The 19169-nt window shown below is 60.9% G+C and carries 16 protein-coding genes; 9 read left to right on the forward strand and 7 right to left on the reverse strand.

Going from position 1 to position 19169, the window contains the following annotated elements; genetic code table 11:
* Positions 1–64 precede the first annotated feature (64 nt).
* The 5 genes from YA0848_RS06405 to YA0848_RS06425 all read left to right on the forward strand — a co-directional run bounded on the left by YA0848_RS06405 (position 65) and on the right by YA0848_RS06425 (position 2662).
* Positions 65–313, forward strand: coding sequence for a hypothetical protein (locus YA0848_RS06405; RefSeq protein ID WP_198731223.1), 249 nt, complete (start codon positions 65–67; stop codon positions 311–313).
* Positions 314–325: 12 nt separating this feature from the next.
* On the forward strand, positions 326–553 hold the full coding sequence (locus YA0848_RS06410; protein ID WP_169902490.1) for a FliM/FliN family flagellar motor switch protein: 228 nt from the start codon (positions 326–328) through the stop codon (positions 551–553).
* A 152-nt stretch (positions 554–705) separates the two neighbouring features.
* On the forward strand, positions 706–1095 hold the full coding sequence (locus YA0848_RS06415) for a winged helix-turn-helix domain-containing protein (protein WP_034099865.1): 390 nt from the start codon (positions 706–708) through the stop codon (positions 1093–1095).
* Positions 1088–1546, forward strand: coding sequence for a transglycosylase SLT domain-containing protein (locus YA0848_RS06420; RefSeq protein WP_034099708.1), 459 nt, complete (start codon positions 1088–1090; stop codon positions 1544–1546). Before YA0848_RS06415 ends, YA0848_RS06420 begins: the two co-directional genes overlap by 8 nt.
* A gap of 87 nt (positions 1547–1633) precedes the next feature.
* Positions 1634–2662, forward strand: a complete 1029-nt coding sequence (locus YA0848_RS06425) for a quinone-dependent dihydroorotate dehydrogenase (RefSeq protein ID WP_034099707.1) — start codon at positions 1634–1636, stop codon at positions 2660–2662.
* Between the two features lie 123 nt (positions 2663–2785).
* Here YA0848_RS06425 and rmf read toward each other — a convergent pair whose 3' ends face one another.
* Positions 2786–3001 carry a ribosome modulation factor gene (gene rmf / locus YA0848_RS06430; RefSeq protein ID WP_002553055.1) on the reverse strand — a complete coding sequence of 72 codons (216 nt, stop codon included), beginning with the start codon at positions 2999–3001 and terminating at the stop codon, positions 2786–2788.
* Positions 3002–3533: 532 nt separating this feature from the next.
* On the opposite strand from rmf, the gene rlmKL reads away from it, so the two are divergent.
* Positions 3534–5798, forward strand: a complete 2265-nt coding sequence (gene rlmKL, locus YA0848_RS06435; RefSeq protein WP_034099706.1) for a bifunctional 23S rRNA (guanine(2069)-N(7))-methyltransferase RlmK/23S rRNA (guanine(2445)-N(2))-methyltransferase RlmL — start codon at positions 3534–3536, stop codon at positions 5796–5798.
* A 138-nt stretch (positions 5799–5936) separates the two neighbouring features.
* Positions 5937–8324 (forward strand): sensor domain-containing diguanylate cyclase, encoded by a 2388-nt coding sequence (locus YA0848_RS06440; protein ID WP_034099705.1) that lies wholly within the window; start codon positions 5937–5939, stop codon positions 8322–8324.
* A gap of 100 nt (positions 8325–8424) precedes the next feature.
* Here the strand turns inward: YA0848_RS06440 and dacB are convergent, their stop codons facing one another.
* A complete protein-coding gene (gene dacB, locus YA0848_RS06445; protein WP_034099704.1) occupies positions 8425–9885 on the reverse strand; it encodes a D-alanyl-D-alanine carboxypeptidase/D-alanyl-D-alanine endopeptidase in 1461 nt (486 codons plus the stop codon).
* 237 nt (positions 9886–10122) lie between these two features.
* On the opposite strand from dacB, the gene YA0848_RS06450 reads away from it, so the two are divergent.
* Positions 10123–10467, forward strand: coding sequence for a YggL family protein (locus YA0848_RS06450; protein WP_034099703.1), 345 nt, complete (start codon positions 10123–10125; stop codon positions 10465–10467).
* A gap of 54 nt (positions 10468–10521) precedes the next feature.
* Here the strand turns inward: YA0848_RS06450 and YA0848_RS06455 are convergent, their stop codons facing one another.
* Positions 10522–11712, reverse strand: a complete 1191-nt coding sequence (locus tag YA0848_RS06455) for a benzoate/H(+) symporter BenE family transporter (RefSeq protein WP_034099702.1) — start codon at positions 11710–11712, stop codon at positions 10522–10524.
* 244 nt (positions 11713–11956) lie between these two features.
* Between YA0848_RS06455 and YA0848_RS06460 the strand changes: the two genes are divergently transcribed.
* A complete protein-coding gene (locus YA0848_RS06460; RefSeq protein ID WP_015885332.1) occupies positions 11957–12721 on the forward strand; it encodes a GntR family transcriptional regulator in 765 nt (254 codons plus the stop codon).
* 139 nt (positions 12722–12860) lie between these two features.
* On the opposite strand, the gene guaD is transcribed toward YA0848_RS06460, so the two are convergent.
* The 4 genes from guaD to xdhA form a co-directional block, all read right to left on the reverse strand.
* Positions 12861–14165 carry a guanine deaminase gene (gene guaD / locus YA0848_RS06465; protein WP_034138943.1) on the reverse strand — a complete coding sequence of 435 codons (1305 nt, stop codon included), beginning with the start codon at positions 14163–14165 and terminating at the stop codon, positions 12861–12863.
* Positions 14166–14172: 7 nt separating this feature from the next.
* Complete coding sequence (gene xdhC / locus YA0848_RS06470; protein ID WP_040269108.1) at positions 14173–15015, reverse strand: xanthine dehydrogenase accessory protein XdhC; 843 nt, start codon at positions 15013–15015, stop codon at positions 14173–14175.
* A 117-nt stretch (positions 15016–15132) separates the two neighbouring features.
* Positions 15133–17532, reverse strand: a complete 2400-nt coding sequence (gene xdhB, locus YA0848_RS06475) for a xanthine dehydrogenase molybdopterin binding subunit (RefSeq protein ID WP_169902489.1) — start codon at positions 17530–17532, stop codon at positions 15133–15135.
* Entirely contained in the window at positions 17525–18973 is a 1449-nt protein-coding gene (gene xdhA / locus YA0848_RS06480; protein ID WP_169902488.1) for a xanthine dehydrogenase small subunit, read from the reverse strand. The genes xdhB and xdhA overlap by 8 nt, the downstream gene beginning before the upstream one ends.
* Positions 18974–19169 lie beyond the last annotated feature (196 nt).

Consider the following 19169-nt stretch of genomic DNA (forward strand, 5'->3'; position numbering starts at 1 on the left):
CCCCATCCGGCCCACGGGGCCGCGCTAAAACCCGGCCGGGGTGGGGCGGGTAGGGGTCAGCAGCGTGGTGCGCGTCTCACAGGGCAAGCGCCTGTGGCTGGGCGCATTCCCCCGTGACCCGCGCGAGCAGGGCCGTAGCACGGTGCCCGGAGGTTCGGCCGACGTTCGCCTGTTTGTGATTCAGGCCCGCGCTGCCGCAGCAGAGGCGAAAGACGCGGCTGCAGGCAGCGGGCCGCCTCCATTGACCGCGGCGCAATATGAGCGTGTGCAACGTGCGTTCGTGCGGCCAAATCGCGACGGTTCTCGTGAATAAAGGCATTGACCCATGCATTTGGAAATTCTTCTGCAGGAACAACTGATCAGCCGCAAGCGTCTGGCCGCTTTTGCGCCAGGGAAGGTGTTGCCGTTGGCCCCAGCGGTCATCCACTGCGTGGAAGTTCGGGTCAACGGCCAACTGCTGGCGTTGGGCGAGTTGGTGCAACTGGAGGACCGCTTGGGGGTTGAGCTGCATGAGGTTTATCGAGAGTGGGCCCCAGGTGCGTTCACGTTGTGAAACGCCCTACGCAGTGATCCCAAAAAACGCAGGATCTCTGAGCTTTTTCCTAGGGTGGGTTGTCAGGCGGGTTTTTATAGTCGTCGCGTGGGCGCAAGCGCCAGTCAAGGAAATAAGGACTTCAATGTCAGTTGTCGGATACCGAGGTGGATATGGGCGTCGTGAATGATGAATTGACGACGGTTTCCCTGGTTTTTGCCTGTTGGACCTTGCATGGCGATGGGCGCTTGACCGGTGAGGGCGCCGATATTCAATTGCCGCCCAAGGAGTGGCATGTGTTGCGATTGCTGCTGGTGTCGGGTGGTGCGCTGATGACTAAGGATCGCTTGCTGGAGCTGGTTTGGCCCCAAGGCGAGGTCGCCGAAGAATCCCTGACACGGTGCATCTACTCGCTGCGCAAACATTTGGGCGCCGACAAGGGGTTTATCAAGACGATCTACGGTAGGGGTTATCGCTTTAACTGTCCGGTCAAGGTGCGCCGAGACGGGCACACTCAAGGGGGGCAAGTGTGTTCTGCCTGCGGTCAGGTCCGACATGGATAAGCGTTGGAGCAAGGCGCTGCTCTTTGGTTGGTTGATGAGCGCGCATCCGGCGTTGGCCTACTGCTGGGAGGAAATTGCCGGTCGTTACGATATCGAACCGGAGTTATTGCAAGCCATCGCCGCGGTGGAGTCGGGCTATCGAGCTGACGCGGTGAACACCGCCAACAACAATGGCACCCGGGACATCGGCCTGATGCAGATCAACAGCATGCATTTGCCGCGCCTGCTCAAGTTGGGGATTACCGAGGAGCGATTGTTGAACGAGCCTTGCCTGTCGGTGGAGGTTGGTGCGTCGATACTCGCCGAGTTTATCCAGCGCTTCGGCTACAACTGGACAGCAGTGGGCGCCTACAATGCGGGGCCGGGTTCTGGGCCGGAGCGCGATGTACTACGCCAGCGCTATGCCGAAAAAATCTGGGCGCGTTATGAGGCCCTGGTCATGCAGCGTTAGCGGCGTTGGGCGGCACGCCTCGCCTGCGCGCGGTTACCCCGGCTATAATCGCCGCCACCTTCGTCGCCATCCGAGTCTAGCCCGCCCATGTATACCCTGGCCCGCCAGCTGTTGTTCAAACTCTCCCCGGAAACCTCCCACGATCTGTCCCTGGACCTGATCGGTGCCGGTGGCCGCCTGGGACTCAATGGTCTGGTGTGCAAGGCGCCGGCAAAAATGCCGGTATCGGTGATGGGGCTGGACTTCCCCAACCCGGTCGGGCTGGCTGCCGGCCTGGACAAGAACGGTGCGGCCATTGATGGTTTCGCGCAATTGGGCTTTGGCTTTGTTGAGATTGGCACCGTGACGCCGCGACCGCAGCCGGGCAACCCCAAGCCTCGCATCTTCCGCCTGCCGGAAGCCGAGGCGATCATCAATCGCATGGGCTTTAACAACCTGGGCGTCGATCACCTGCTGTCACGGGTCCAGGCCGCGAAGTACAGCGGCATTCTCGGCATCAATATCGGCAAGAATTTCGACACGCCGGTTGAGCGCGCGGTGGACGACTACTTGATCTGCCTGGACAAGGTCTATGCCCACGCCAGCTACGTCACCGTTAACGTCAGTTCGCCGAATACCCCAGGCCTGCGTAGCCTGCAGTTCGGTGATTCCCTCAAGCAATTGCTCGAAGCCCTGCGCCAGCGTCAGGAAGACCTGGCCGTTCGCCATGGCAAGCGCGTGCCGCTGGCGATCAAGATTGCGCCGGACATGAGCGACGAAGAAACCGTGCTGGTGGCCCAGGCCCTGGTGGATTCCGGAATGGACGCGGTGATTGCCACCAATACCACTTTGAGCCGTGTCGGCGTTGAAGGTCTGGCCCATGGTGACGAGGCGGGCGGCCTGTCGGGTGCGCCGGTCCGCGATAAAAGCACTCATATCGTCAAGGTGCTGGCCGCCGAGCTGGCGGGGCGCTTGCCGATCATCGCGGTGGGCGGCATCACTGAAGGCAAGCACGCGGCCGAGAAAATCGCCGCGGGTGCGAGCCTGGTGCAGTTGTATTCTGGCTTTATCTATAAAGGCCCTGCGTTGATTCGTGAGTCGGTGGATGCAATTGCGGCGTTGCCCAGAAAGGCCTGAACGGCGCCCATAAAAAAGGGCTCCATCAAGGAGCCCCCTGGGCCGAAGCCCGCCGCCCGGATGGGGCGCGCATGGTAAGTCGTTACAGCTTCAAAGGTGGTGTGTCGGAATTAAGTGCCCTGATTAGCCGACGGCGTGAAGTTCGTTGAGTCTGTGGATTCCCGCAGTGCCTGTCATACCGTCCCAGTTGTCGCCGCGTCCTTCGCGCCAGCCGTTGATCCAGGCTTGGCGTACCGACGGTAGAGTAAATGGGCAAAGCTCACGGGATTTGCCATGAACGCCATATTGATATCCGCGTAAAAACGCTCTTTCCAACGGATCACGCTTAAGTCTTCTCATAGGGTGTTTCCCTCACTTGTTGACTGTCTTGATATCCTTCGGCCTCGTCTGAGGCCGGGCAGAGTTTTTCTGCCGTTGGTGGGCTCGCTGCCGGCGTGGCGAGCCGATGTGTCGGCGTCGTTACGGCGCCAACCTGTGGTGAGTTCTAACCAATAGGTCACATGGATTCAATGATCGTTTTGTCATAAGCACGTAACTATAACGATGCTATAGCCATAAGCTGGGATGGCTTTACGCCCCATTTGTCTGGCAAAGCCAGCTATGATGCACCCCGCATAGAGGAAAGGTTTGATCCTTAAGTAAGAATGTCCGTCTGATGCAGTCGGTTATTATTCGACGAAGGGTCGGAATATTTCTTTTTGTTGCTGCACATTCTTTATCTGCCCCGTGAATAAAGGCCCAACGGCCTGGCAGCCGGGGTGGAACGGCACATTCGTGCCACGCGAGCACTCTTCAAGAAAAGTGCTTGATTGAAAACCGAGCCGGCGATGCGTCGCCCGTTCACTTATTGCTGAAAAGCCTGGAATGCCCCATGTCGGACCGTTTTGAACTCTTCCTCACCTGCCCCAAGGGCCTCGAAGGCCTGCTGATCGAGGAAGCCGTCGGGCTTGGCCTTGAGGAAGCGCGCGAGCACACTTCGGCCGTGCGCGGCATGGCCGACATGGAGACCGCTTACCGGCTGTGCCTCTGGTCGCGCCTGGCCAACCGCGTGCTGCTGGTGCTCAAGCGCTTCCCCATGAAGGACGCCGAAGACCTCTACCACGGCGTGCTGGATATCGACTGGGCCGACCACATGGTCCCCGACGGCACTCTGGCAGTGGAGTTCAGCGGTCACGGCTCCGGTATCGACAACACCCACTTCGGCGCGCTGAAGGTCAAGGATGCGATCGTCGACAAACTGCGCACTCCGTCCGGCGAGCGCCCGTCCATCGACAAGATCAACCCGGACTTGCGCATCCACCTGCGCCTGGACCGTGGCGAAGCCATCCTGTCCCTCGATCTCTCCGGTCATAGCCTGCACCAGCGCGGCTATCGCCTGCAGCAGGGCGCGGCGCCGCTGAAGGAAAACCTGGCGGCCGCGATCCTGATTCGCGCCGGTTGGCCGCGTATCGCCGCCGAAGGCGGTGCGCTGACCGACCCGATGTGCGGCGTGGGGACCTTCCTGGTGGAAGGCGCGATGATTGCGGCCGACATGGCGCCCAACCTCAACCGTGAGCTGTGGGGCTTTACCACTTGGCTCGGTCACGTCCCGGCGCTGTGGAAAAAGCTGCACGCCGAGGCCAGCGAGCGCGCCGCGATTGGCATGAACAAAACGCCGCTGTGGATTCGAGGTTACGAAGCCGACCCGCGCCTGATCCAACCCGCGCGCAACAACATTGAGCGCGCCGGTCTCAGCCATTGGATCAAGGTGTACCAGGGGGAGGTCGGGACCTTCGAGCCGCGCCCGGACCAGAACCAGAAAGGCCTGGTGATCTGCAACCCGCCCTACGGCGAGCGTCTGGGCGATGAAGCCAGCCTGTTGTACCTCTACCAGAACCTCGGCGAACGTCTGCGCCAAGCCTGCATGGGTTGGGAAGCCGCAGTGTTCACCGGCGCGCCCGATCTGGGCAAGCGCATGGGCATCCGCAGCCACAAGCAGTATTCGTTCTGGAACGGCGCCTTGCCGTGCAAATTGCTGCTGATCAAGGTCAACCCCGACCAGTTCGTCACCGGCGAGCGCCGCACCCCGGAACAGCGCCAGGCCGAACGCGAGCAGGCTGCGTACGACCAGGCCCCGACCGAGCCGCAAGAACGCCAGTACAACAAGAACGGTAACCCGATCAAACCGGCCCCGGCTCCCGTGGTCGAACAGGCGCGCCTGAGCGAAGGCGGGCAGATGTTCGCCAATCGCCTGCAAAAAAACCTCAAGCTGCTGGGCAAGTGGGCCAAGCGAGAGGGCGTGGATTGCTACCGTGTGTATGACGCCGATATGCCGGAATACTCCATGGCCATCGACCTGTATCACGACTGGGTGCATGTACAGGAGTATGCCGCTCCCAAGTCCATCGACCCGGAAAAAGCTTCCGCGCGCATGTTCGATGCCCTGGCGGCCATTCCCCAGGCGCTGAACATCGACAAGAGCCGCGTGGTGGTCAAGCGGCGCGAGCGTCAGAGCGGTACCAAGCAGTACGAGCGCCAGAGCGCCCAGGGCAAGTTCACTGAGGTGAGCGAGGGCGGTGTGAAGCTGCTGGTCAACCTCACGGATTACTTGGACACCGGCCTCTTCCTCGACCACCGCCCGATGCGTATGCGCATTCAGAAAGAGGCGGCCGGCAAGCGCTTCCTCAATCTGTATTGCTACACCGCTACTGCCAGTGTGCACGCGGCCAAGGGCGGTGCGCGCAGCACTACAAGTGTCGATCTGTCCAAGACTTACCTGGACTGGGCACGTCGCAACTTCTCCCTCAACGGTTTCTCCGACAAGAACCGCCTGGAGCAGGGCGATGTGATGGCGTGGCTGGAAGCCAGTCGCGATGAGTTCGACCTGATCTTCATCGACCCGCCGACCTTCTCCAACTCCAAGCGCATGGAAGGCATCTTCGACGTGCAGCGCGACCATGTGCAGTTGCTCGACCTGGCCATGGCCCGCCTGGCACCGGGCGGCGTGCTGTACTTCTCCAACAACTTCCGCAAGTTCCAGTTGGAAGACAATCTCAGCGAACGCTATGCGGTCGAGGAAATCAGCGACAAAACCATCGACCCGGATTTCGCGCGCAATGCCAAAATCCACCGCGCGTGGAAAATCACCGCCCGTTGATGACTGCATAAAAGGCCGCAAGCCAGGATATTCCAGGCTTACGGCTTTTTTGCGCTGGTCAAACTACTGGCCGATAGCTATAACTTAAGGCCAAGCCAAAGTGACACCCCCCGCACGCTGGCGTTGTGAGTGTTGCCTATGCCGTTGCAAGCCGTTCGCCCGAAAATCCTAGGCTTCATCAGTGAGCAGGCATCGGCTTGGCTGGTGGCATTGGTGGTGCTGTTGGCCGGTTGTACCTTGACGGGTATCGTCGCCTGGGCCACTCACGATCTGTATCAGCAGCAGGTACGCCAGCGCTTTCAACTGCTGGTCAACGAGCGCTACACCCGTTTGCAGGAGCGCTTTGAAGATCAGGAACAACGCCTTAACAGCCTGCGGCGTTTTTTTGTCAATTCCTCCGATGTGTCCCGCGAAGAGTTCGATGGGTTTACCCAACCGTTGCTTCTGCGCGCCCGCGCGTACGCCTGGGCGCCACGGGTGCTGCGTCAGCAACGCAGCGAGTTTGAACAGCAAGTGTCCCGTGAAAGGGGCGTGGATTTCGTGATCCGTGAGTTGAACCCGGCGGGTGAACTGGCCCCCGCGCCGGAGCGCGAGGAGTACGTACCAGTGCTCTACAGTCAAACCCAAAGCCTGTTGGGCTCGCCCTTGGGCTTCGATCTATTGGCCCAGCCCTTGCGGCGTTCGGCGCTGGAGCGCGCGCATAAAAGCGGCAAGCTGGCAGTATCTCAACCCATGCAGTTGGTGGGCGTGGAGCCAGCTTATGCAGCCGGCGTATTGCTGGTGGCGCCCGTGAGCCGTGAGGTGGGCGCAGAACAACCTTATGGCTACGTCATGGCGGTGATCAGCATGCGCCAGCTGATGGCCGACGGTTTGCCCAAGCCGGAGCGGGACAACCTGGTGATGCAGATTGTCGACACCTCCGACCAGCAACAACGTGTGCTTTATGAATCCAACAATGCCGTGGCCGACAGCGGCCTCGTTGGGGTGCGGCGCTTGACCCTAGGCGATCATGTCTACGCCTTGACCCTGCGGCCGAGCGAAGTATTCGCCCGGGCCAACCATTCTTCGCTGGCCGCTATCCTGACCATGGGTAGCTTGCTCAGCCTGCTGCTGAGCATCTTGCTGTATATGCTGGTCAGCCAGCGCCAGCGTGCTTTGAAGATGGTCGAGCAGCGTACTCAGCAGTTGCGTCTGCGTGAGCAGGAATTGCGCGGTGCGCACGGTCAATTGCGCAGTGTGCTGAACGCGGCCACCCAGGTTGCCATCATTGCCACTGACTTGCGCGGTGTGATCAACACGTTCAATGCCGGTGCCGAACAGATGCTTGGCTTCACGGCCGATCAAGTGGTGGGCAAGTTGACCCTGGAAAGCCTGCACCTGGCGACGGAGCTGGAAATGCGCTCTGTCAAACTGGGCGTGACCCTGGGTAAGCGCATCCCCGCGAGCCAGGCCATGTTGGTAGAAAGCCCCGACAGCTTGCACGAGGCCCGTGAGTGGACGTTGATTCGAAACGACGGCAGCCCGTTGAACGTCACCATGTTGGCCACCGTTCTGCTGGACGACCACGGCCTTTGGGTCGGGCATTTGGCGATCTACCTGGACGTGACCGAGCAAAAGCGCGCCTACGAAGCCTTGGCCGCGCGCGATCGATTGCTCAAAAAACTCAGCGCCCATGTCCCCGGTGGGATCTTTCAGTTCACCCTGGAACCTCAGGACAACTGGCGCTTCCTCTATGCCAGCGACGGCATGCGCGATATCTACGAAATTGAAACCGGGCTGTTGCAGCAGGATGCCAAGCGCGTGTTCGAACGCATCCATCCGCTGGACGCGGAGCGGGTGCGCGCCTCGGTGCGCTTGTCGGCGTTGCAACTGAGCCACTGGCGCGAAGAATATCGCGTGCTGTTACCGCAACGTGGCCTGCGCTGGATTCGTGGCGAAGCAACCCCGGAAGAGTTACCCGGCGGCGGCACACTGTGGCATGGGTATGTGTCGGATATTTCCGATCTCAAGCGGGTAGAGGAGGAGCTGCGCGCCTTGTCCATCACCGACTCGCTGACAGGCATTTATAACCGGCGCTACTTTCAGGATCGCTTGCGCGCCGAAATCGCCAGGCTCAATCGAACCTGCGGAGCGTTGTCGGTGATCATGCTGGATATCGATCATTTCAAGCGCATCAATGACAAGCATGGCCACGCGGTAGGCGATGGCGTGTTGCAGGAGTTGTGCTCGCGTATCAGCCAACGTCTGCGCCGCACCGATGTGTTCTGCCGTTTTGGGGGCGAAGAGTTTATGGTGTTGTGCCCCACCACCGATGGCGAACAGGCCTACAGCCTGGCGCTGGAATTGTGGCAGTCGTTGCGCAGTGCGCCGATGGAGCCGGTGGGGATCGTCACCGCCAGCTTTGGCGTGGCCAGCTGGCGGGGCGATGAAGGCATCGATGGGCTGCTGCTGCGCGCCGACTCGGCGGTGTATGTGGCCAAGCAGGCGGGCAGGGACCGGGTGGAGGCCGAAAGGGTTCAGGCTTGAAAGGCTGGCGGGATACTTAAAGGCTTACGCATGACTCGGTGGTGAGCAGGGCAAGCCTGCTCGCCAGTAAATCCCTTCCACAGGTGAACGATGGTGTGTGCTAGAGCACCGGTGCCGCCGCCGTCAGTTTTGGCTGGCGATACAGATCCAGCAGCACCTGGTCCAGTACCGACGACGCGCCCCATGGCTTCGGATCGTTGAGGATCGCCACCACAACCCATGAATTGCCGTTGTTGTCGCGGCTGAACCCGGCGATGGCGCGCACAGTGTTCAAGGTGCCGGTCTTGACGTGGGCTTCGCCGCGCATGGCGGTGGTCTTCAAGCGCTTACGCATAGTGCCGTCGGTGCCGGCGATGGGCATCGAGCTGATGTACTCCGCCGCGTAAGGGCTTCTCCACGCGGCTTGCAGCATGGCCGCCATCTCACGAGCGCTGACCCGTTCGGCGCGGGACAGGCCGGAGCCGTTCTCCATCACCAAGTGCGGCGCGGTGATGCCTTTTTTCGCCAGCCACTGACGCACCACGCGCTGCGCGGCCTTGGCATCGTCGCCGTCGGCATCGTTACGGAACTGCGCGCCCAGGCTCAGGAACAACTGCTGGGCCATGGTGTTGTTACTGTATTTGTTGATGTCGCGGATGATTTCCGCTAGGTCCGGCGAGAACGCGCGTGCCAGGACCTTGGCATCCTTGGGCACCGGCGCCTGGATATCGCGGCCCTGGATGCTGCCGCCCAGTTCCTTCCAGATCGCCCGCACCGCGCCGGCGGTGTAGGTGGCGTGGTCGAGCAGCGACAGGTAGGTCTGTGAACTGCAGCCGTCGGCCAGTTGCCCGCTGACGGTCACCGTCACGCTGCCATCGGCGGCGGTTACCGGGTTGTAACGAACATCGCCGGTGCATTGCTTGGCGTTGGAGACCTTGACCTGATTGTCGATACGAATGCTGGCAATCGGTGGCTCTACCGAAACGAGTACCCGTCCGCCATCGTTGCGCGTGACGAAACGCAGGGCCTTGAGGTTGACCAGCAGCGCATCGGGCTTGACCAGGAACGGCTTGTTCTCGTCATTGCCATCGTCGTTGAATTCCGGCAATTGCGGCGGGATAAAGAAGCCGCGATCCAGCACCAGGTCACCAGTGACTTGCTGCACACCGTTGGCGCGCAAATCGCGCATCAGCAGCCAGAGCTTTTCCATATTCAGCTTGGGGTCGCCACCGCCCTTGAGGTACAGGTTGCCATGCAGCACGCCACCGTTGAGGGTGCCGTCGGTATAGAACTCAGTTTTCCACTGGTGGTTGGGGCCGAGCATTTCCAGGGCCGCATAGGTGGTGACCAGTTTCATGGTAGAGGCCGGGTTCACCGAAACGTCGGCGTTGAATACGGTGGGCGTGCCGGGGCCGTTGAGCGGCAGCATGACCAGGGACAACGCAGTATTTTGCAGTTTGGCTTTTTGCAGGGCCTGCGCGACGTTGGGCGGCAGGGTGGTGTTGATCGGAGCGGCGGTGACGGAAAAGGCCAGTGGCAGAAGAAACCCGGCAAGTAACAATGGACGCAAAGATTTGATCATAAAGAATAAGACCCTACTGCTGAGGAGGGTGAAAAAGGCGAGGGGTAAATAGGAAAAATCCCTCAATGGTCAAGAAAGTGTCGGCATTATGCCCCAAGGCGCGGGCTCTTGTAGCTGAACGATAGCTGCTAATGCGCGTTTTTTTCCACACAAACCGCCGCCCGTCCCAGAGAGTCGGGCAATCGCCGTCTTAAACTGCTAAAGTGCCGGCCGTTATTACTTAAGAGGACTGTTCCAATGGCGACTAACCGTTCCCGGCGTCTGCGCAAAAAACTGTGCGTTGATGAATTTCAAGAGCTGGGTTTCGAACTGAACCTGGACTTCAAAGAAGGTTTGGACGATGAAGCGGTTGACGCTTTCCTCGAAGCATTCCTGACTGAAGCGATGGACGGCAATGGCCTGGACTACGTAGGCGGCGACGACTTCGGTCTGGTGTGCTCGGCCAAACGCGGTTCGGTCAGCGAAGAGCAGCGTGCAACCGTCGAGGCGTGGCTCAAGGCCCGCCCAGAGCTGACTCGCGTTGAAGTGAGCCCGCTGTTGGACGCATGGCACCCAGAGACGCCGATCAACCCGGTAGCCTGATGTGCTGAAACAGCGACCCGCCCGGGTCGCTGTTTCGTTTGGGGCTTTGAAAACTCAGGCCTTGCGCCCATTTAGAATCAACAGCGTCAACACCCCCGCCACGATCCCCCAGAACGCCGAGCCGATGGAAAACAACGTCAAGCCTGACGCGGTGACCATAAAGGTGATCAGCGCCGCTTCCCGTTCCTTGGGTTCGTTCATGGCAATGCTCAAGCCGTTGATGATCGAGCCAAATAACGCCAACGCCGCAATCGACAGCACCAGTTCCTTGGGCAAGGCTGCGAACAATGCCGCCAGTGTCGCGCCGAACACACCGGCAATGCCGTAGAACACACCGCACCAAACCGCTGCTGTGTAACGCTTGTTACGGTCTTCGTGGGCGTGGGGGCCAGTGCAGATGGCCGCGCTGATCGCCGCCAGGTTGATGCCGTGGGAGCCGAACGGTGACAGCACCAACGAGGCCAGGCCGGTGGCGGTGATCAGCGGCGAGGCCGGCACGTTATAGCCATCGGCACGTAACACCGCCACGCCCGGCATGTTCTGCGAGGTCATCGCCACCACGAACAGCGGAATGCCGATGCTGATGGTGGCTGCCAGCGAGAAGTGCGGGGTGGTCCACACCGGCGTGGCGACTTCCAGATGAAACCCGCTGAAATCCAGCAACCCCATCGCGCCCGACAACAGGGTGCCGATGATCAGCGCGGCAAGCACGGCATAGCGCGGTGACACGCGCTTGATGATCAGGTAGGTGAAGAACATCCCCAGCACCAGGCCGGTGCGATGCTGCGCCGCGACGAAAATCTCACTGCCGATCTTGAACAGAATGCCAGCCAGTAACGCGGCTGCCAGCGACGCCGGAATGCGCTTGACCAGTTTTTCAAAGCTGCCGGTCAGCCCGCACAGCGTCACCAGCACCGCGCAGGTGATATAGGCGCCGATGGCTTCGCCGTAGGTGACACCGCCCAGGCTGGTGATCAACAGCGCCGCGCCGGGGGTGGACCAGGCGATGGTAATCGGCGTGCGGTAACGCAGGGACAAGCCAATGCTGCACACCGCCATGCCGATGGAAATCGCCCAAATCCATGAGGAGATCTGCGCCGTGGTCAAACCTGCGGCCTGTCCGGCTTGAAACATCAGCACCAAGGAGCTGGTGTAGCCGGTCATCATGGCAATAAAGCCGGCGACAACCGCCGAAGGGGAAGTGTCGGCCAGTGGGCGCAGGGGCGCTTGGGTGGCGTCAGTCATGAACGCTGTTCCTTTTTACCTGGGGTTTGCCGGTGAAGGCGCAGATTCAAGCCTAAACTCAAACGTAACGACGCATTGCAATACAGCCGAGGCCGCAAACAGCCGTACAGTGTGTTGGCCTGTTGGGTTGTGTACAATGTGCGCTGTTTTTAGCGGATACTTGCCAGCGACCCGCTGTTGCCGTATTACCGTAAAGTCGCCGTATCACCGATAATTCGCCGCCGTTCTCCAAACCCGAGTGCCCATGAACGAACAGTTGCAACCTCTCAAGAAACAACCGCGAGCCGGCAAGGCCGGTCGCAGCGGAACCCAGGACGATATTGTCTATGCGCATATCTTCGAGGCCATCCTTGAACAACGCCTGGCGCCCGGAACCAAGTTGAGTGAAGAGGCACTGGGGGAAATCTTTGGCGTGAGCCGCACCATCATTCGTCGCGCCCTGTCGCGCCTGGCCCATGAAGGCGTGGTATTGCTGAGGCCCAATCGCGGCGCGGTGGTGGCCAGCCCGAGTGTCGAAGAAGCGCGTCAGGTGTTCCTGGCCCGTCGCCTGGTAGAGCGGGCGATCACCGAGCTGGCGGTGCAGCACGCCACCGCCGAGCAACTAGCCGAGTTGCGCCAGATGGTCAACGACGAGCGCGACAGTTTTTCCCGTGGCGATCGTGGTGCCGGTATCCGCCTTTCCGGCGAATTCCACCTCAAACTGGCCGAAGCGGCAAAGAATGCACCGCTGATCAGCTTCCAGCGCAGCCTGGTGTCCCAGACCTCGTTGATCATCGCTCAGTACGAAAGCGGTAACCGCTCCCACTGCTCCTACGATGAGCACACCCAGTTGATCGATGCCATCGAAGCCCGCGACGCGGCGTTGGCGGTGAACCTGATGATGCATCACATGGATCACATCGACAGCAAGCTCAACCTCGATGAAGAGAGCGCGTCGGATGATCTGCATGCGGTGTTCTCGCATCTGTTGCAGACCAAGAAGCCTGGGCGTTCCTCGATAAAGCTGTAATTTTCCTGGTTTGCCAAGGACAAAATGTGGGAGGGGGCTTGCCCCCCGATAGCAGTGGAACAGTCACCTCATGCAGTGACTGACACTCTATTATCGGGGGCAAGCCCCCTCCCTCATTGGTTTTGTGCTGGTGCCAAGATCAGCGTTGGTGCACCCGTTGGCCGGCGGCATAGGTCTGCAGCACGGTGCGGTCATCCCCCAGGGTCATCAATACAAACAACGTTTCGTCGATGCTGTTCGACTGCTTCAGGCGGTAGCTGAGCAGCGGTGTGGCGTTGTAGTCCAGCACCAGGAAGTCCGCATCCGTGCCCGGTTGCAATGTGCCGATCTTGTCTTCCAGGCGCAGCGCCCGCGCGCCGCCCAGGGTCGCCAGGTACAGCGATTTGAACGGGCTCAACCGCGCGCCCTGCAACTGCATGACTTTGTAGGCTTCGTTCAAGGTTTGCAGCAGCGAGAAGCTAGTGCCGCCGCCCACATCGGTGCCCAGGCCAACGTTCAGTTTGTGCTTCTCGGCCATCGGCAAGTTGAACAGGCCGCTGCCCAGGAACAGGTTCGAGGTCGGGCAGAAGGCGACCGCCGAGCCGGTTTGCGCCAAGCGCGCGCATTCGTCGTCGCACAGGTGCACGCCGTGGGCAAACACCGAGCGCTCGCCCAGCAGCTTGTAATGGTCATACACATCCAGGTAGCCGCTGCGCTCCGGGAACAACGCTTTCACCCACTGCACTTCCTGCAGGTTCTCGCTGATGTGGGTCTGCATATACAGATCCGGATATTCCCCCAGCAGCTGCCCGGCCAGTGTCAATTGCTCCGGCGTGCTGGTGGGGGCGAAGCGTGGCGTGACCGCATAGTGCAGCCGGCCTTTGCCATGCCAGCGCTCGATCAACATCTTACTGTCCTGATAACTGGACTCGGGCGTGTCGGTCAGATAGTCCGGCGCGTTGCGGTCCATCATCACCTTGCCGGCGATCATGCGCAGGTCGAGTTTCTGCGCCGCTTCGAAAAACGCGTTCACCGATTGCGGGTGCACACTGCCGAACACCAATGCGGTGGTGGTGCCGTTGCGCAGCAGTTCCTTGATGAAAATATCCGCCACTTGCTCGGCATGGGCCTTGTCGGCGAACTGGCTTTCGCAGGGGAAGGTGTACGTGTTGAGCCAATCCAGCAACTGTTCGCCATAAGCGCCGACCATTCCGGTTTGCGGCAGGTGGATATGGGTGTCGATCAGGCCTGGGGTGATCAGCGCATCCTGGTAGTGGGTCACGTCGATATCGGCCGGCAGCGTCGGCAGCAATTCGCTGGCGTGCCCGAGGGCGCTGATCTGGCCGTTATCAATCACCAGCAGGCCGTCTTCAAAATACTCATAGGACGCTTCGATGCCCACCTCGGCGGGGTCGGCAATGCTGTGCAGGATGGCGGCGCGGTAGGCTTTGCGGGTCAAAGGCATGGTCTTCTCAATGGGTCGCTTGGCTGCGGCGTGACACCGGCAGCAGTTTGGCAATCGGTTCGGCGCTGGCGTTGTGCTGGCCGAAATTGGCGTTGTAAGTGGCGATGATTTCGCCGGCGATGGAGATGGCGATCTCCACCGGTAATTTGCCCTTCACCTCGGTGAGGCCCATGGGGCAGCGCATGCGTTGCAACTGGGCGGCGTCGAAGCCGCGATCACGCAGGCGGTGTTCGAACTTGACGCGTTTGGTCTGCGAGCCGATCAGGCCGAAGTAGGCGAAATCGTTGCGTTTGAGCAACGCGGCGCTCAGTTCCAGGTCGAGTGCGTGATTGTGGGTCATGACGATGCAGTAGCTGCCCACCGGCAAGTCGGCGATTTCGTCGACCGGTTCTTCGCTGACGATTTTACGCACGCCCTCGGGGATCTGTTGCGGAAACTCCTGCTCGCGCGAATCGATCCAGCGCACCCGGCACGGCAGGCTCGCCAGCAACGGCACCAGGGCGCGTCCCACATGGCCGGCGCCGAATACCGCAATCTGCGCCTGCACCTGGCCCATGGGTTCGAACAGCAGCACGGTGACACCACCGCAGCACTGGCCCAGGCTCGCGCCCAGGCTGAAGCGCTCCAGATGGGTGTTTTGCTGGCCACGGGCGAGCATCTCGCGGGCGATCTGCATCGCTTTGTATTCCAGGTGCCCACCGCCAATGGTGTCGAAGGTTTGCGACGCACTGATGACCATCTTGGAACCGGCATTGCGTGGCGTGGAGCCGAGTTCTTCGATGATGGTCACCAGGACGCAAGGTTCGCCCTGGTTCTGCAGGTCGGCGAGGGCGCTGATCCAGTTGTTCATAGTCACCTCTAGTGATGTCTTTCAGGCCGCTATCGGGGGCAAGCCCCCTCCCACATTTGAAAGCATTCGCAGATCACTATGTGGGAGGGGGCTTGCCCCCGATGGCAGCACCTCGATCTAGAGCGAAGCCATCTCGGCTTCAGTCTCAACGGCTGTCGCCGCCTGCAACTGGCGCATCTGTTCGCAACCCCACAACACCCGCTCGGGTGTCGCCGGCGCGTCGATCTTCGGCTGATGGCGATAACCTGCAAGGCTCGCCACCGCATCCTTGATCGCGCACCACGAGGCAATGCCGAGCATGAACGGCGGTTCACCCACGGCCTTGGAGTGGAACACCGTGTCTTCCGGGTTCTTGCGGTTTTCCACCAGCTTCACCCGCAGGTCCAGGGGCATGTCGGCGACCGCCGGGATCTTGTAGCTGGCCGGGCCGTTGGTCATCAATTTGCCTTTGTCGTTCCACACCAGTTCCTCCATGGTCAGCCAGCCCATGCCCTGGATGAAACCGCCTTCCACCTGGCCGATGTCGATAGCCGGGTTCAGCGAAGCGCCCACATCGTGAAGAATGTCTGTGCGCAGCATCTTGTATTCGCCGGTCAGGGTATCGACGAGCACTTCGCAACACGCCGCGCCGAACGCGTAGTAATAGAACGGCCGGCCACGGGACTGGCTGCGGTCGTAAAAGATTTTCGGGGTCTTGTAGAACCCGGTGCTCGACAGCGAGACCTGGGCGAAATACGCCTGCTGAATCAGCGCCTCGAAGGTCAGGATCTGCTCGCGCACCCGCACATGGCCGTTATGAAACTGCACATCCGCTTCACTGACGTCGTACTTGCGCGCAGCGAATTCCACCAGGCGCTGCTTGATGGTTTCGGCGGCATTCTGCGCGGCCTTGCCGTTCAGGTCGGCACCGCTGGAGGCGGCGGTCGGCGAAGTGTTGGGCACCTTGTCGGTGTTGGTGGCGGTGATCTGCACGCGGTCGATGCTGACCTGGAACACTTCGGCCACCACTTGCGCGACCTTGGTGTTCAAACCCTGGCCCATCTCGGTGCCGCCATGGTTCAGGTGGATGCTGCCGTCGGTGTAGACATGGATCAGCGCGCCGGCCTGGTTGAGGAAACTGGCGGTAAACGAAATGCCGAATTTGACCGGGGTCAGCGCCAGGCCTTTTTTCAGGATCGGGCTATGGGCGTTGTAGCGACGAATGGCTTCGCGGCGTTCGGCATATTGGCTGCTGGCTTCCAGTTCGGCAGTCATCTCTTCGAGCATGTTGTGCTCGACGGTCTGGTAGTAGTGGGTGACGTTGCGCTCGGTCTTGCCATAGTAGTTGGCCTTGCGCACGGCCAGCGGGTCGAGCGCCAGATGGCGGGCGATGGCGTCCATCACTTCTTCGATGGCGACCATGCCTTGCGGGCCGCCGAACCCCCGGTAAGCGGTGTTGGAGGCGGTGTTGGTCTTGCAGCGATGGCCATTGACCGTGGCGTCGCCCAGGTAATACGAGTTGTCGGCGTGGAACATGGCGCGGTCGACAATCGAGTTCGACAGGTCCGGCGAGCAGCCGCAATTGCCGGCAAGCTCCAGATTGATGCCGTGCAGACGACCGGTGTCGTCGAAGCCCACGTCGTATTCGATATAGAAGGGGTGGCGCTTGCCGGTCATCAGCATGTCTTCGACCCGCGGCAGGCGCATCTTGGTCGGCTGGCCGGTCAGGTGGGCAATCACCGCGCACAGGCATGCCGGGCTGGCGGCCTGGGTCTCCTTGCCACCGAAACCGCCGCCCATGCGACGCATGTCCACGACGATTTTATTCATCGAAACGTCTAACACTTCGGCCACCAGCTTCTGTACTTCGGTGGGGTTCTGCGTGGAGCAATAGACGATCATGCCGCCGTCTTCGGTGGGCATCACCGAGGAGATTTGGGTTTCCAGGTAGAAGTGCTCCTGGCCGCCGATATGCAGCGTGCCCTGAATGCGATGTTGAGCCGCGGCCAACGCGCCCGCCGAATCGCCACGCTGGTGGGTGTGGCTGTCGAGCACGAAGTGTTTATTGCGATAGGCCTCGACCACATCCAGCACCGGTTCCAGGTCCTGGTATTCGATCACCGCCGCCATCGCCGCTTTACGCGCGGTCTCCAGGTCGCGGGCGGCGACGGCCAGCACCACCTGGCCGACGAACTGCACAGTGTCGATGGCCAGCAGCGGATCGCCAGGCAACAGCGGGCCGATGTCTTTCAAACCTGGCACGTCTTCATGGGTGATGACGATGCGCACACCATCGAAGGCGTAGCAGGGGGCGGTGTCGATGCTGAGGATGCGGGCGTGGGCGCGGTCGGACAGACGCGCGTACACATGCAACTGGTTGGGGAATTCCAGGCGGTCGTCGATGTACTGCGCCTCCCCCGATACGTGCTTGGCGGCGCTGTCATGCTTGACGCTGCGCCCGACTCCGCTGGTCAAGTCCTGGGCGAACAGTTCGGCCAGCTCGGCCTGGGTTTTTTCCACGGCGTGATGGTTAGACATAAGCGGTCACCCGAGTCTCGATATGCGGCGTTTGCAGCTCGATGAAATATTTGCGCAGCAGGTTCTGCGCGCTGAGCAGGCGGTATTCCTTGCTGGCGCGGAAGTCCGACAGCGGGGTGAAATCCTCGGCGAGGGCGGCGCAGGCTTGCTCGACCGTGGCGGCGTTCCAAGTCGCGCCCACCAGCACGGCCTCGCAGTGCCGCGCGCGTTTGGGTGTGGCGGCCATGCCGCCGAAGGCCACGCGGGCGGCTTGGACCACACCGTTGTCGAGGGTCAGGTTGAACGCGGCGCAGACCGCGGAAATATCGTCATCCAGACGTTTGGAGACTTTGTAGGCACGGAACAGCGTATGGCCCTTGGGCACGATGATTTTCTCGATGAACTCGCTGTCCTGGCGCGCGGTCACGCGGTAATCGATGAAGTAGTCCTCCAGCGCCAGGGTGCGCCGGGTGTTGCCTTTGCACAGCACGATCTGAGCGCCCAGGGCGATCAGCAGCGGCGGCGAATCGCCGATCGGCGAGGCGTTGCCGATATTGCCGCCCAGGGTGCCCTGGTTGCGGATCTGCAGGGAGGCGAAGCGGTGCAGCAGATCGCCGAAGTCCGGATATGCCTGGTGCAACGCGGCGTAGCAGTCGGAGAGCGGGGTGGCTGCGCCGATTTCCAGGCGGTCGTCGAACGACTCGATGCGCTTCATTTCTTCAATGTTGCCGACGTAGATCATCACCGGCAGCGTGCGGTGGAACTGGGTGACCTCCAGCGCCAGATCGGTGCCGCCGGCCAGTAAGCGGGCTTGCGGATAGGCGTCGTAGAGGTCGGCCAGGTCGGCTACCGTCAGGGGCACCAGGCAGCGTTTATCGCCGCTGTTGAGTTCGCCGGTCTGGGTCGGGGCGATGGCTTTAAGGCGTGCAATGGTCTGGGCTTGGCGGCTGTCGAACTGATCTGCGGGCTTGTTGCAGCAGGCCTGTTCGGCGGCGGCGAGAATCGGCCGGTAGCCGGTGCAGCGGCACAGGTTGCCGGCCAGGGCCTCATGGGCCTTGGCGCTGTCGGGGGCGTCGCTGTTTTTCTGCAGGGCAAACAACGACATCACGAAACCGGGGGTGCAAAACCCGCATTGCGAGCCATGGCACTCGACCATCGCCTGCTGCACGCTGTGCAGTTGGCCTTGGTGCTTGAGGTCTTCGACGCTGATCAGTTGTTTGCCGTGCAATGACGAAACGAAGGTCAGGCACGAATTGAGGCTGCGATAGCGAATCAGCTCGACGCCCTGGGCATCGCTGTGCAGCTCGCCGACTACCACGGTGCAGGCACCGCAATCGCCGCTGGCGCAGCCTTCCTTGGTGCCGGATTTGCCCACATGCTCACGTAAATAGTTGAGCACGGTCAGGTTGGGGTCCAGGGCGTGCTCGCTACGGAGTTCCTGGTTGAGTAAAAACTGGATCACGGAAGGCCTCGCAGACTCATTATTGTTGTTAACCGCTGTGGGCCGAATCTAGTCATGTCTGACTTTTCGGTCAATTGTTTTCTGACCTAAGGGTCAAGAAAATGCGGTCACAACCCATTCAATTATGGTTCAGTCTTCTGGAACCGGCGTTTTTGGCGGCGTGTAGACAGGCAGAGCTGCTTATTTCATGCCAATT

It is taken from the genome of Pseudomonas sp. S4_EA_1b (genome assembly GCF_016307435.1).
Taxonomy (GTDB): domain Bacteria; phylum Pseudomonadota; class Gammaproteobacteria; order Pseudomonadales; family Pseudomonadaceae; genus Aquipseudomonas; species Aquipseudomonas rhodesiae.